Annotated in this window: 2 protein-coding genes; both read right to left on the reverse strand. The window is 66.5% G+C overall.

All coding sequences use genetic code 11. From position 1 onward, the window contains the following. Positions 1-49: 49 nt before the first annotated feature. Positions 50-331, reverse strand: coding sequence for a DUF6262 family protein (locus ACNAW0_RS30405; protein WP_416291484.1), 282 nt, complete (start codon positions 329-331; stop codon positions 50-52). Continuing rightward, positions 328-1,128 (reverse strand): tyrosine-type recombinase/integrase (locus tag ACNAW0_RS30410; protein WP_416291485.1); only part of this gene is annotated, 801 nt, incomplete at its 5' end. The genes ACNAW0_RS30405 and ACNAW0_RS30410, both read right to left, overlap by 4 nt.

The raw sequence follows: 1,128 nt of genomic DNA on the forward strand, positions 1-1,128 counted from the left end.
ATTATCCGGCTAATCGGCGTTCTGCTTGGCTATTGGCCGGTTAACGGAGTCAGCGATGGAGTCGGCGGAGTTGTTCTTCGTGGCTGCGGACTCGTTCGGCGAGGGTGCTCACTGCGGCGCGTAGCGTGGCGATCTCGTCGGTGATCGCGGTGATCGGTCCGTCGGTGTGCTGGTGGTGTTCGATGATGGCGCGTAGTGCGGTGTTGCGGTAGAGGGTGGACCGGCTGAGCCCGGTGGCGGTGGCGATCGCGGTGAACGTGACGGGTCGTCCGTCTCGGGCGAGGTCGATGCAGGCACGCTCGACCGCGTTCATCGTGTGGCTTGCGTTCATCCGGCGGTGGCCTCCGTGGCGGCGATCAGGGCGTCCAGGCGTGCGATGAGCTTGTGGTGGCGTTGGGCTTCGTCGATCCATCCTCGTTCTTCTGCGTCTTGGGCGAGTGCTTCGGCGTCGACGCGTTGGGCGGCGAGGATCGGCAGGGATGACGGGTCGGCTCGGTAGCTGGGGCAGTGTTCGCAGATGTTGGCGTAGCTGCAGGCGCCCTGGGCGGGGGCGCGTAGGCAGAACCCGCCGGCCATGCGTGATTTCAGCAGCGGTGTGGTGCGCCAGTCCTTGCCGCCGGTGATGGCAGTTAGTGGGAGTTGAAGTCTGCCTGGCGTGCTGGCGTTGGTCTGGGCGTGGGGTTGCGGAGCTTGCTGCTTGGCGAGTTCCAGGGCGCGTTCGTACTCGGTGCGGACGGTGGAGTCGAACAGTCGCCCGTAACGCAGGCTCATTTCGGCGCTGACGTGCCCGAGCAACGCCATCAGGGCTTGCAGGGAGACTCCGGCGTTGACCAGCGCGGTGGCGTAGGTGTGTCGCAGTTGGTGGGAGGTGACGTGCTCCAACCTGGCGACGTCGGCAGCGTGGTCGAGCTCGCGGCGGACGCCTTGCTGGGTCAGCCTGCGCCCGAGGTAGGTGAACAGGAACTGCGCGGGGCGCCGGTAGCGCGGGTGCGGCATCGGTCGACCGTGGGATCGGATCTGGGTGATCCGGTCGATCAGGTCGAGGGTCTCGGTATCCAGCGGCACCATCCGCTCGGTGGCCATCTTCCCGAGTGGGACCTTGAGCCAGGCGCCGTTGCCATCGATCTC

Origin of the sequence: Micromonospora sp. SL1-18, from assembly GCF_047921505.1 — a bacterium.
Lineage (GTDB): Bacteria > Actinomycetota > Actinomycetes > Mycobacteriales > Micromonosporaceae > Micromonospora.